15 protein-coding genes are annotated in these 12,032 nt (G+C 54.2%); all 15 read left to right on the top strand.

The genetic code is table 11. The features are described from left to right. Window positions 1–93 precede the first annotated feature (93 nt). A complete protein-coding gene (locus ABWP27_RS04865; RefSeq protein ID WP_353154137.1) occupies window positions 94–897 on the top strand; it encodes an ABC transporter ATP-binding protein in 804 nt (267 codons plus the stop codon). Beyond that, the gene (gene mlaE / locus ABWP27_RS04870; protein WP_353154140.1) at window positions 894–1,673 is read left to right on the top strand and encodes a lipid asymmetry maintenance ABC transporter permease subunit MlaE; all 780 of its coding nucleotides are present in this window, start codon (window positions 894–896) and stop codon (window positions 1,671–1,673) included. The genes ABWP27_RS04865 and mlaE overlap by 4 nt, the downstream gene beginning before the upstream one ends. A gap of 142 nt (window positions 1,674–1,815) precedes the next feature. Next, window positions 1,816–2,283 (top strand): outer membrane lipid asymmetry maintenance protein MlaD, encoded by a 468-nt coding sequence (gene mlaD, locus ABWP27_RS04875; RefSeq protein WP_353154144.1) that lies wholly within the window; start codon window positions 1,816–1,818, stop codon window positions 2,281–2,283. Continuing rightward, a complete protein-coding gene (locus ABWP27_RS04880) occupies window positions 2,280–3,131 on the top strand; it encodes an MlaA family lipoprotein (RefSeq protein WP_502905317.1) in 852 nt (283 codons plus the stop codon). The genes mlaD and ABWP27_RS04880 overlap by 4 nt, the downstream gene beginning before the upstream one ends. 93 nt (window positions 3,132–3,224) lie before the next feature. Next, window positions 3,225–3,860: an MlaC/ttg2D family ABC transporter substrate-binding protein gene (locus tag ABWP27_RS04885; protein WP_353154147.1), complete on the top strand. Its 636-nt coding sequence runs from the start codon at window positions 3,225–3,227 to the stop codon at window positions 3,858–3,860. A 2-nt stretch (window positions 3,861–3,862) separates the two neighbouring features. Then, a complete protein-coding gene (locus ABWP27_RS04890) occupies window positions 3,863–4,153 on the top strand; it encodes an STAS domain-containing protein (protein WP_353154150.1) in 291 nt (96 codons plus the stop codon). A 153-nt stretch (window positions 4,154–4,306) separates the two neighbouring features. After that, window positions 4,307–5,218 carry an ABC transporter ATP-binding protein gene (locus tag ABWP27_RS04895; RefSeq protein WP_353154153.1) on the top strand — a complete coding sequence of 304 codons (912 nt, stop codon included), beginning with the start codon at window positions 4,307–4,309 and terminating at the stop codon, window positions 5,216–5,218. Further along, window positions 5,215–5,970: an ABC transporter permease gene (locus tag ABWP27_RS04900; RefSeq protein ID WP_353154155.1), complete on the top strand. Its 756-nt coding sequence runs from the start codon at window positions 5,215–5,217 to the stop codon at window positions 5,968–5,970. The genes ABWP27_RS04895 and ABWP27_RS04900 overlap by 4 nt, the downstream gene beginning before the upstream one ends. A gap of 57 nt (window positions 5,971–6,027) precedes the next feature. Next, on the top strand, window positions 6,028–6,264 hold the full coding sequence (locus ABWP27_RS04905) for a BolA family protein (protein WP_353154157.1): 237 nt from the start codon (window positions 6,028–6,030) through the stop codon (window positions 6,262–6,264). Window positions 6,265–6,385: 121 nt separating this feature from the next. Then, window positions 6,386–7,636 carry a UDP-N-acetylglucosamine 1-carboxyvinyltransferase gene (murA, locus tag ABWP27_RS04910; protein ID WP_353154160.1) on the top strand — a complete coding sequence of 417 codons (1,251 nt, stop codon included), beginning with the start codon at window positions 6,386–6,388 and terminating at the stop codon, window positions 7,634–7,636. After that, window positions 7,636–8,313: an ATP phosphoribosyltransferase gene (gene hisG, locus ABWP27_RS04915; RefSeq protein ID WP_353154163.1), complete on the top strand. Its 678-nt coding sequence runs from the start codon at window positions 7,636–7,638 to the stop codon at window positions 8,311–8,313. The genes murA and hisG overlap by 1 nt, the downstream gene beginning before the upstream one ends. A 47-nt stretch (window positions 8,314–8,360) precedes the next feature. Next, window positions 8,361–9,677, top strand: coding sequence for a histidinol dehydrogenase (hisD, locus tag ABWP27_RS04920; protein WP_353154166.1), 1,317 nt, complete (start codon window positions 8,361–8,363; stop codon window positions 9,675–9,677). Between the two features lie 19 nt (window positions 9,678–9,696). Beyond that, window positions 9,697–10,506, top strand: a complete 810-nt coding sequence (locus tag ABWP27_RS04925; protein WP_353154168.1) for a DNA-methyltransferase — start codon at window positions 9,697–9,699, stop codon at window positions 10,504–10,506. A gap of 204 nt (window positions 10,507–10,710) precedes the next feature. Then, window positions 10,711–11,307, top strand: coding sequence for an imidazoleglycerol-phosphate dehydratase HisB (hisB, locus tag ABWP27_RS04930; protein ID WP_353154171.1), 597 nt, complete (start codon window positions 10,711–10,713; stop codon window positions 11,305–11,307). 55 nt (window positions 11,308–11,362) lie between these two features. Then, on the top strand, window positions 11,363–12,001 hold the full coding sequence (gene hisH / locus ABWP27_RS04935) for an imidazole glycerol phosphate synthase subunit HisH (protein ID WP_353154173.1): 639 nt from the start codon (window positions 11,363–11,365) through the stop codon (window positions 11,999–12,001). Window positions 12,002–12,032: the final 31 nt, after the last annotated feature.

Here is a 12,032-nt window from a genome sequence, read left to right on the forward strand (position 1 = left end):
TTTCGTGTATGTAAGCGGGCCAAAAGGAATGCGCTCGTAAGGGATTTCATTTTCTGCACTACAATTACGGCATTGCAACAGAAATATTTCGCTGTGCCTAATCTCGTTGAAATCCGTGACCTACATTTTGCCTATGGCGAGCGCTCGATACTGTCGGCGCTCACCATGGATTTCCCGCGCGGGAAAGTCATTGCTGTCATGGGTGGTTCCGGCTCGGGCAAGACGACCGTTCTGCGTTTGATCGGCGGTCAGTTGGTGCCGCAAACCGGAAATGTAACGGTAGACGGGCAAGTCGTGAACGCGATGGACACGAAGGCGCTGTATCAGATACGCCGCAAGATGGGCATGCTGTTTCAGCACGGCGCCTTGTTTACCGATATGTCGGTCTTCGATAATGTGGCTTTTCCGCTGCGTGAGCATACCGATTTGTCGGAAGAGTTGATACGCGATCTGGTCTTGATGAAGTTGCAGACGGTCGGCTTGCGCAATGCTGCACAATTGAAGCCGGCTGAAATTTCCGGTGGCATGGCGCGACGGGTTGCGCTGGCGCGGGCGATTGCGCTCGACCCGCAACTGATCATGTATGACGAACCGTTTGCCGGCCTCGACCCGATTTCGATGGGCATGACTGCCAATTTGATCCGCAAGTTGAATGACGCTCTGGGTTCGACCACGATCCTGGTATCGCACGATGTGCACGAATCGTTCTCGATTGCCGATTATGTTTACTTCCTGTCGAACGGCAAGGTTGTCGCGCGCGGTACGCCGGCGGAAATGATGGCGTCGACCGATCCGTACGTGAAGCAGTTCGTCAACGCCGAGCCCGATGGCCCGGTGCCGTTTCATTATCCGGGCAAGTCGCTGGCTGCAGATCTCGGTCTTGGAGAGCGCAAGTGATCGCCGTATTTTTAACGGCAATCGGGCGCGGCGTGCGTGAATTCATCACGAACCTCGGTTTTGCCACGCGTATTTTTTTCAGGGTGATAGGCGTCTCCGGCAGCTTGCTGCGCAGGCCGCAACTGGTGATCAGCCAGATTCATTTTATTGGCAACTACTCGCTGGTGCTGATTGCAGTCGCCGGTTTGTTTGTCGGTTTTGTGCTGGGCCTGCAAGGTTATTACACACTGAACAAATACGGTTCGGAGCAGGCGCTGGGTTTGCTGGTGGCATTGTCGCTGACGCGTGAACTCGGACCGGTTGTCACTGCGCTGTTATTTGCCGGCCGTGCCGGCACCTCGCTGACGGCGGAAATCGGCTTGATGAAAGCCGGTGAGCAATTGTCGGCAATGGAAATGATGGCAGTCAATCCGCTGCAGCGCGTGCTGGCGCCGCGCTTCTGGGCAGGTGTGGTTGCGATGCCGGTGCTGGCGGCTATTTTCAGTGCAGTCGGCATCATAGGCGGTTATATCGTCGGCGTGAAAATGATAGGCGTGGACGAAGGCGCGTTCTGGTCGCAGATGCAAGGCGGCGTCGATGTCTGGAACGATGTCGTGAACGGTGTGATCAAAAGTATCGTGTTCGGATTCGCCGTCACGTTTATCGCCTTGTATCAGGGATATCAGGCGCAACCGACGCCGGAAGGTGTAGCGCGCGCGACTACGCGCACGGTGGTGATCGCCTCCTTATCGGTATTGTGGCTGGATTTCCTGCTGACGGCATTAATGTTCAGCTAAGGGGTGCGCGGAGCGGCGGTCGTGCTTTTCGATTAAAATATGCGACCCCTCTTGCGCTTTGATCGTGTGAATGGTGAGGATGATTCAAGGAATCAGCAGCATTGATAAATAATGCGTTCTCCCATATTTGAGGTATCTGTTTATGCAACGAAAATCATTAGACTTGTGGGTTGGCCTGTTTGTAGTGCTGGGCGCGGTCGCCTTGCTTTTTCTGGCGATGAAAGCAGGGAACATGAGTTCCTTTTCGTTCGAGAAAAACTACACGGTGATCACCCGCTTTGACAATATTGGCGGCTTGAAGCCGCGCGCACCGGTTAAAAGTGCCGGTGTGGTCGTTGGGCGCGTTGCCGATATCAAGTTTGACGACAAAAGTTACCAGGCATCCGTGACGCTGGATATTGAAAGCCGCTATCAATTTCCCAAAGACACGTCGGCCAAGATTTTGACCTCGGGTTTGCTGGGCGAACAATATATAGGACTTGAGGCTGGTGGCGATACCGTCAATCTGGCCGCAGGCGACAGAATTACAATGACACAATCGGCGATGGTGCTGGAGAATTTGATCAGTCAATTCCTCTTCAGCAAGGCAGCCGAAGGGAAAGAAGAATGAAAATGAAAACCGTGACCAAAGCCCTCTTACTCGCCTCCGCATTATTTCTCGGCGGATGCGCGACCAGCAGCAACCATGCGAACGATCCTTTCGAGGGTTTCAATCGCACCATGTTTGACTTTAACGATACGGTAGACCGTGTTGCCCTGAAGCCGGCAGCGACGGCTTACCAGGAAGTGCTGCCATCGTTTGCACAAACGGCAATTGGCAATTTCTTCGGTAACCTCGGCGATATCTGGACGATGGTCAATAATTTCCTGCAAGGTAATGTTGAAAACGGTTTGTCGGACGGGATGCGTGTTGCCTTCAACAGCACCATCGGTTTTGGCGGCTTGCTCGACATAGCGTCGGAAGCCGGCATTACCAAGCACAAGGAAGATTTCGGTCAAACACTGGGAGTCTGGGGTGTTGAGTCTGGTCCGTATGTCGTGTTGCCGTTTTTCGGCCCATCGACTGTGCGCGATACTGTAGCGCTGCCAGTCGACATCTACGGCGACGTGTGGACTTATTCGACGCCGGTTGACATGCGTAATACCGGCATTCTCGTGCGCACTATCGATATGCGTGCATCCTTGTTGAACGCAACCAATTTACTGGAAGATGCCGCACTGGACCGCTATACCTTTGTGCGCGGTACTTATTTGCAGCGTCGTGAAAGCCTGATCCATAACGGTGAAGAGCCGGCAGCAAAACCGCAGGCAGACAAGGCTGTGAGTCCGCAAAGCGATGCAGCACCTATATTGTTGCCAATTACCGATGCAGTTGTTGGTGTGGACGAAGCAGCAGTTGAACCACAATTGCCGGAAACAGTCGAAAACCTTGCAAACGAGTCAGTCGTACTCATGTAAGTGTAGTGATGGATTCAGGTCTATGTTGCTTTGGCAATGTTTGCCTGAATTGCAATCCGTTACGGCAACTGTAACAAGTCAATCTAGGGAAATATGAATATTTTGAAAAAATTGTCACTTGCTCTTGTTGCAATGACTTTCGCCGCTTATGCAGCAGCGCAGGAAGCACCGGATGTTCTGGTCAAGCGTATCAGCGAAGAAGTGATGACGATTGCCAAATCGGATAAAGAGATCCAGAGCGGCAATTCACGTCGTGTTCAGCAAGTCGTCGAAGAGAAAATCCTGCCGCATGTCGATTTTCAGCGCATGACAGCTTTGGCTGTCGGACGTCACTGGCGTGATGCGACACCGGATCAGCAAAAGCAACTGACGACAGAATTCCGTAGTTTGTTGATGTACACGTACTCCGGTGCAATTTCACAGATCCGTGATCAGAAGCTGGAATATCGTCCGTTGCGCGCCGACCCGGCTGATACGGAAGTCATCGTGAATACGCAAGTGATACAGCCGCGCGGTGAGCCGATACAACTCAGTTATCGTTTGGCCAAATCACCTGCCGGCTGGAAAATCTACGATGTCAATGTGCTCGGCGCATGGCTGGTTGAAACCTATAAAGGCAGCTTTGCAGCAGAAATCAGTAAATCCGGCATCGACGGTTTGATCAAAACGCTGGTGGAAAAAAACAAAAAACTCGCTGGCAGCATCGCCAAGACGGGCAAGGCTTCCTGATCATGTTCCAGCCCGGTACATCGCTTACCTTCGACAATGCCAAAACGGCATTGAACGCGGGTTTGCAGGCGATCGCCGAGGGGCAGACGGAAATTGATTTTTCCGAGCTGATTACCGTTGATTCAGCCGCTGTCGCAACCATGCTCGCATGGCGCCGCGTTGCCGTGGCGCGTGCGGTACCGCTGATTTTTCGTCATGTGCCGAAAAATCTGCATAGCCTGATCTCTCTTTACGATGTGACAGAGCTGATCGACGACGCCAATACGGTGCGCAGCGACCTGCCTCATCATTGAGGTTTCTCGGCTTCTTCTCCTCATTCGCGAGGATCGTCAGTGCCTGCTCAGGCGGTTCATCGCGAAAATCCAATATAATCAAGGGTTCCGCCGGTCGGCAAGCGTATTGCGCATCGATCAGCATTTCTTTTCCGTAAAGTGTCATTAGCCACCATGGCTGCAATTCAAATTAATCAGGTCGAAAAAAGCTATCACGCACTGAAAGCGCTGAATGGCGTTTCGCTTGCCATAGAAGAAGGCGAGTTTTTCGGCCTGCTCGGACCGAACGGTGCCGGTAAAACGACATTGATTTCAATTCTCGCCGGCTTGAACAGGGCTGATGCGGGCAGTGTCAAGGTGCACGGTTACGACGTCGTGAGCGATTATCGGCAAACGCGAAAATTGCTGGGCGTGGTGCCGCAGGAACTGGTGTTCGATCCTTTCTTCACGGTGCGAGAAACCCTGCGCATGCAGTCCGGCTATTACGGACTGAAAAACAATGACGCGTGGATAGATGAGGTGATGCATCACCTCGATCTGACCGGCAAGGCCGATGCCAATATGCGTGCACTGTCGGGTGGCATGAAGCGTCGTGTGCTGGTGGCACAGGCGCTGGTGCACAAGCCGCCGGTGATTGTGCTGGATGAGCCGACTGCAGGTGTCGATGTGGAGTTGCGCCAAACCTTGTGGAAATTCATTTCGCGGCTCAATCGCGAAGGCCATACGGTCGTGTTGACGACGCATTACCTGGAAGAAGCGCAGGCGCTGTGCAATCGCGTGGCGATGCTGAAAGCGGGGCAAGTGGTGGCGCTGGATACGACATCGACTTTGATCAAGCGTATTGCGGGATCACAACTGGTGCTGCGCATTGCGTCCGGTGTCTTCCCCGATGAATTGAAAAGTCTGCTGTTGCATCCGGATGAACTGGCGTTCGGCAATCAATATACCTTGCGCGTGAATGATTACAGCGACGTTGAACCGATACTAAGCAAATTGCGCCTGTCCGGTGTAGTGATCGAAGACATGCAACTGCAGCAGGCGGATCTGGAAGACGTCTTTATCCAGATCATGGAAGGTGAAAAATGAGCGGCTTCCAGACTTTGCTGTACAAGGAAGTGCTGCGCTTCTGGAAAGTGGCGACGCAAACTGTTGCGGCGCCCATCCTGACTGCCGTGCTGTATCTGCTGATCTTCGGCCATGTGCTGAAAAATCATGTGCAGGTTTATCCCGGCGTGAATTACACGACTTTTCTGGTGCCCGGCCTCGTGATGATGAGCGTGCTGCAGAATGCATTTGCGAATGCTTCGTCGTCGCTGATTCAATCCAAGATCACCGGCAACCTGGTGTTTGTGCTGCTGACGCCGCTGTCGCATTGGGAATTTTTCGGTGCCTACGTGCTGGCTGCCATGGTGCGCGGGCTGGCAGTGGGCTGCGGAGTATTTTTGGTGACGGCCTGGTTTGCCGATATGTCGTTTGTCGCGCCGTGGTGGATAGTGATTTTTGCCATCCTGGGTGCCGGCATGCTTGGCACTCTGGGATTGATCGCAGGTATGTGGGCAGAAAAATTCGATCAGCTGGCAGCATTCCAGAATTTCGTGATTGTGCCGGCGACTTTCCTGTCAGGCGTGTTTTATTCGATACACTCGTTACCGCCAGTGTGGCAAACGGTATCGCACTTCAATCCGTTCTTTTACATGATTGATGGTTTTCGTTACGGATTTTTCGGGCAGTCGGACGTCGATCCTCTGATTAGTTGTCTGGCCGTTGCCGGCTTTCTGCTGCTGCTTTCCGGCCTTGCCGTGCATTTGCTGAAAAGCGGCTACAAGTTGCGCCATTGATTGTTCATTCGGCTCTATTATTTATTCACCGCATCATCAAACATTAAAGGCAGAAACATGTTGCCCACACCAGAATTAGTTAAAAGTTATATCGCTGCAGGAATGGATTGCACGCACCTTGAAGTCAGCGGCGACGGTGCACATTTTGAAGCCGTCATCGTGTCGGATGCATTTGCCGGCAAGCGTTTGATCCAGCGTCATCAACTGGTATACGCAGCCCTGGGCGATCGCATGCGCGAAGAAATTCATGCACTGTCGATGAAGACGCTGACGCCGGAAGAATTCCAGAAATAAGACGTCATGATTGCATGGGTCTGCTGTGAACCGGCCCATGCAATTGATAAAATCCTGAACGGATTCTCTTTTGCATGGATCCGTTACTTAAATAAGCAAGCTTCTAAATGGATAAGCTTTAATGGATAAGCTGTTAATACAAGGCGGTCATCGTCTCTCCGGCGAGATTGCCATCTCCGGCGCAAAGAACGCGGCCCTGCCTATTCTGTGCGCAGGCTTGCTGACGGCAGATGCGCTGCAGTTGAGCAATGTGCCACATCTGCAGGATGTGGCGACGATGCTGAAACTGCTGCGTCAAATGGGTTTGCACATCGAACAGGATGGCGATACGGTCACGTTGAATGGCAGCGGTATCGACAAGCTGGAAGCGCCGTACGAGATGGTCAAGACCATGCGCGCATCCATTCTGGTGCTGGGCCCTCTGCTGACGCGTTTCGGCGAAGCGAAGGTATCGCTGCCCGGTGGTTGCGCAATTGGTTCGCGCCCGGTTGATCAGCACATCAAGGGTTTGCAGGCGATGGGCGCTGAAGTCACGATCGAAGCCGGTTACATCCATGCGAAGGCGAAACGCCTGAAGGGCGCGCGCATCGTCACCGACATGATTACCGTCACCGGCACGGAAAATCTGTTGATGGCGGCGGTGCTGGCAGATGGCGAAACGATACTGGAAAATGCCGCACGCGAACCGGAAGTGACCGATCTGGCGAATCTGCTGGTCGCCATGGGTGCGCAGATTGCCGGCATCGGCACCGATCGTCTGGTGATCCAGGGCGTCGAGCGCTTGCACGGCGCCTCGCATGCAGTGATTGCCGATCGTATCGAAACCGCCACCTTCCTGTGTGCAGTGGCTGCCGTGGGTGGCGACGTTACCCTGCGCAAGGCGCGCACCGATACGCTGGACGTGGCATTCGACAAATTACGCGAAGCAGGTGCGATCCTGACCGCCGGCGATGACTGGATACGCGTGCAAATGTCGTCGCGGCCGAAGGCTGTCAGTTTCCGCACGACCGAATATCCGGGTTTCCCGACTGACATGCAGGCGCAATTCATGGCGATGAACTGCATCGCCGAAGGCAGCAGCCAGGTGGTTGAAACCATTTTTGAAAATCGCTTCATGCATGTACAGGAAATGAATCGCCTGGGCGCAGCCATCGCCATTGAAGGTCATACTGCAGTCATCAACGGCGTGGACAAGCTGGTAGGCGCACCGGTGATGGCGACCGATCTGCGGGCTTCGGCATCGCTGGTGATCGCTGCAATGGCGGCCGAGGGTGAAACATTGATCGATCGCATTTATCATCTGGATCGCGGTTACGATCGCATGGAAGTCAAACTGTCCGCCGTCGGCGCACACATTCAGCGAGTGAAATAATGGCGCAAGCACGCATGCATGCAGAATCGCAACAACTGACGCTGGCACTGTCAAAAGGCCGCATCTTCGAGGAAACCCTGCCTTTGCTGGAAGCCGCAGGCATCAAGGTCACCGAAGATCCGGAAACCTCGCGCAAGCTGATTTTGCAAACCAGTGATGCCAATGTGCGCGTGATCATCGTGCGCGCATCGGACGTGCCGACCTATGTGCAATACGGCGCGGCCGATTTCGGCGTGGCCGGCAAGGATGTGTTGCTGGAGCACGGCGGCGATGGCTTGTATCAGCCTATCGATTTGCATATTGCCAAATGCCGCATGTCGGTGGCGGTCAAGGATGGTTTCGATTACGCCAGTGCAGTACGGCAGGGCGCACGTTTGCGCGTGGTAACCAAATATGTGCAGACCGCGCGCGAGCACTTTGCCGCCAAGGGCGTGCACGTCGACCTGATCAAATTGTATGGTTCGATGGAGCTGGGCCCGCTGGTCGGCCTGGCCGATGCGATCGTCGATCTGGTCAGCACCGGCAGCACGCTGCGTGCAAATCACCTGGTCGAGGTTGAGCACATCATGGAAATTTCATCGCGTCTGGTGGTCAACCAGGCGGCATTGAAATTGAAACGCGAGCGCTTGCAACCGATACTCGAGGCATTTGAAAAAGCTTCGCAGCAGCAATCCTGAAACTGCATTGCCGCATTTACTTCTACATGGCTTGATTGAGAAAAACGATGTCCATACAGATACGCAAATTTGATTCCAGCAATCCTGACTTCAAGTCGCAACTGGCCGCTGTGCTGGCGTTTGAGGCGAGTGAAGACGAAGCGATCGATCGCGGCGTGATGCAGATTCTGGATCATGTAAAACGCGAGGGCGATGCCGCCGTATTGCAATACACAAAGCAGTTCGATCATGTGGCTGCTGCCAACATGGCGGCGCTGGAAATCGGTCGTGACGAATTGCAGATGGCGCTAGCCCAATTGTCGCCGGCACGTCGCGCAGCCTTGCAGACCGCTGCCGATCGTGTGCGCATCTATCACGAACGTCAAAAAGCGGAAATTGGCTCCAGTGGTTTTAGCTATACCGAAGCCGATGGCACCATCCTCGGCCAGAAAGTCACGCCACTGGATCGCGTGGGTATTTATGTACCCGGCGGTAAGGCTGCATATCCATCATCAGTGCTGATGAATGCGATACCGGCCAAGGTGGCTGGCGTACAGGAAGTCATCATGGTGGTGCCGACGCCGAACGGCGTGAAGAACGAACTGGTGCTGGCCGCTGCGGCGATGTCCGGTGTCGATCGCGTGTTCACCATCGGTGGTGCGCAGGCGGTTGCTGCGCTTGCTTACGGCACGGCGACGATTCCGCAAGTCGATAAAATTGTCGGTCCGGGCAATGCTTACGTTGCTGCAGCCAAGCGTCGCGTGTTCGGCACGGTCGGTATCGACATGATTGCCGGGCCGTCGGAGATTCTGGTGATTTGTGACGGCACGACCGATCCGGACTGGATTGCGATGGATCTGTTTTCGCAGGCAGAACATGATGAGCTGGCGCAGTCCATCCTGATTTGTCCGGATGCGGCTTACCTCGATGCGGTTGCCGCAAGTATCAATCGTCAATTGGCAGATATGCCGCGCAAGGAAGTCATTACCACCTCATTGACGAATCGCGGCGCGATGATCAAGGTACGGGATATGGATGAGGCGTGCGAGATCGCCAACCTGATCGCTGCCGAGCATCTGGAAATTTCAACCGAAAATCCGCAGCAATGGGCTGACAAGATCCGTCATGCCGGTGCGATGTTCCTCGGTCGTTTTTCTTCCGAATCGCTGGGCGACTACTGCGCCGGCCCGAATCACGTGCTGCCGACTTCGCGCACCGCGCGCTTTTCTTCACCGCTCGGCGTCTACGATTTTCAGAAACGCTCCAGCATGCTGCAGGTGAGCGAAGGCGGTGCGCAGACTTTAGGCAAAGTCGCGGCAGAGCTCGCCTATGGCGAAGGTTTGCAGGCGCATGCGCGTTCGGCAGAATACCGGTTGAAGAAATGATGCGTTTGCGGATCGTGCAATGAGCGATTGGCGCAATCGCATTTTTTGCGAAGATGCGCTGGCCGGTCTGGCGCGTATTCCCGATGCCGCCGTCGATTTGATCATTGCCGACCCGCCTTACGGCCTGGGCAAGGATTACGGCAACGATTCCGACAAGCTGGCTGCAGAAGCTTATCTGCAATGGATGGAACAGTGGATAGACGCTGCGCTACCCAAGCTCAAGTCGAATGGCAGTCTGTATATTTTCCTGACCTGGCGTTATTCGCCGGAAGTGTTTGTCATGCTGAAAAAGCGCATGACGATGATCAATGAAATCATCTGGGATAGACGGGTGCCGTCGATGGGCGGCAGTACACGCAGGTTTTCATCGGTGCATGACACAGTAGGATTTTTTGCCCGCGCGAAGGATTACTATTTCGATCTGGATGCGATACGGGTTCCCTACGATGCGGAAACCAAGAAGGCGCGCTCGCGTTCCATTTTTGTTGGCGCCAAATGGCTGGAGCTGGGTTACAACCCGAAAGATGTGTGGAGTGTGTCGCGCCTGCATCGGGAACATCGGGAGCGGGCTGATCATCCAACCCAAAAACCGCTGGAAATTATCGAACGCATGGTGAAAGCCTCTTGCCCACCCGATGGCGTGGTACTCGATCCCTTCATGGGCAGCGGCACCACTGCTGTCGCGGCCAAGCGCTGCGGCCGTCATTTTGTCGGTTTTGAACTGAATGCCGAATACTGCACATTGATAGAAAAACGGCTGGCCGCACTGATTCCTGCTGAAGCCGTCGAAGCAGATGCTATTGGCAAGGCAGTAGCAGAAGGCATCTGATTTTCGTTGATTTGCAATTTAAAGCGGCAAAAATCGCGTGTATATGCCAATCAGCAGGCGGAACCCAAGTGCTTGCTGAAAATATGGGTAAAATGCCCGTATTGTCGGGAAACAGTCAGGCTTTGCCTGGTTGCGGCAGGAAATACCTTTACTGCGACATGTTAAAACGTCGCTCTCATTGTCATTACTGGTTGTCACTCGAATATGTCTACGTCACGCACTGCAGAAGTCACGCGCAATACCAATGAAACGCAAATCCGCGTCGCGATCAATATCGACGGCACTGGTCAGCAAAAACTGAATACCGGCGTGCCTTTCCTCGATCACATGCTGGATCAGATTGTGCGTCACGGCTTGATCGATCTGGATATCGAAGCCAAAGGCGATTTGCATATCGATGCGCACCACACGGTGGAAGACGTCGGTATCACGCTCGGCCAGGCCTTTGCCAAGGCGATTGGCGACAAAAAAGGCATCCGTCGCTATGGCCATTCCTATGTGCCGCTGGATGAAGCGCTGTCGCGCGTGGTCATCGATTTCTCGGGACGTCCGGGGCTGGAATTCCACGTGCCATTCACGCGTTCGATGATAGGCGCCTTCGACGTCGATCTGACGCGCGAATTTTTCCAGGGCTTCGTCAATCATGCGCTGGTATCGATGCATATCGATAATCTGCGCGGCGCGAATGCCCATCATCAGTGCGAAACCGTATTCAAGGCATTTGGTCGCGCACTGCGCATGGCCATCGAGCTGGATCCGCGCTCCGCTGGTACGATCCCATCGACCAAGGGCAGTCTGTAAGCTGCCTGTTCGATAGGGCAAGACGCTTCAATTCACTGAAACCTGAATCACCGGTATGAACAAAATAGTAGTAGTGGATTACGGCATGGGTAATTTGCGCTCGGTTGCGCAGGCTTTGCGCAAGGTCGCGCCGGAAGCGGATGTACGTATTTCCGGCGAAGTGGCCGAGATTCGTGCCGCCGACCGGCTGGTCCTGCCGGGCCAGGGTGCGATTCCCGATTGCATGCGCTCGCTGCAGGAGTCCGGTTTGCAGGATGCGCTGCTTGATGCTGCGCGCAACAAGCCCTTGTTCGGCGTATGTGTCGGCGAGCAATTGATGTTTGACTGGAGCGAGGAAGGCGATACTGCCGGCCTCGGCTTGTTCCCCGGCAAGGTGCTGAAGTTCCGCCTTGACAATCAATTGCAGGAAGACGGTTCGCGCTTCAAGGTGCCGCAAATGGGCTGGAACCGCGTGCATCAATCCTTGTCTCATCCGCTGTGGGACGGGATTGCCGACGACAGCTACTTTTATTTCGTGCATAGTTACTACGCAGTACCGACGCAGCGCGCGCATATTGCGGGCGAAACACCGTATGGCGCATTGTTTTGCAGTGCGATTGCACGTGATAATATTTTTGCGACGCAGTTCCATCCGGAAAAAAGCGCCACTGCCGGGTTGCAACTGTATAAAAACTTCGTTCACTGGAATCCGTAAGCAATTCGCCACAACCGGTTTCTTTCTCACT

It is taken from the genome of Herminiimonas fonticola (assembly GCF_040395855.1).
In the GTDB taxonomy this organism is placed as follows: domain Bacteria; phylum Pseudomonadota; class Gammaproteobacteria; order Burkholderiales; family Burkholderiaceae_D; genus Oxalicibacterium; species Oxalicibacterium fonticola_A.